The organism is Streptomyces murinus (genome assembly GCF_002154555.1).
GTDB classification, from domain to species: domain Bacteria; phylum Actinomycetota; class Actinomycetes; order Streptomycetales; family Streptomycetaceae; genus Streptomyces; species Streptomyces murinus.
Genome location: NZ_MUNF01001052.1, coordinates 322 through 541, shown reverse-complemented (window position 1 = coordinate 541; position 220 = coordinate 322). Strand labels below are relative to the sequence as shown.

1 protein-coding gene is annotated in these 220 nt (G+C 72.3%); it reads left to right on the top strand.

Annotated elements, in window-relative coordinates:
* On the top strand, positions 1–220 hold a 220-nt coding region (locus CCN72_RS37605), incomplete at both ends, for a phospholipase domain-containing protein (protein WP_143664367.1).

Sequence of the window (220 nt, the reverse complement as noted above, 5' to 3'; positions counted from 1 at the left end):
CACACCGTCCCGGCCGGCGCCACGCGCACCGTCCCGGTCTCCCTCCAGGAGGACCAGGGCTACGACTTCACGATCACCGGCCCGAACGGCTTCACCCGCCGCTTCACCGGCGTCCTGGACTGCAAGATCCAGGGCACGATCGTCTCCAAGGCCGCCGCCCAGACCGTCGGCGAACCGACCCCGCTCACCACCCCCACCCCGGACGACACCGACCTCGCCG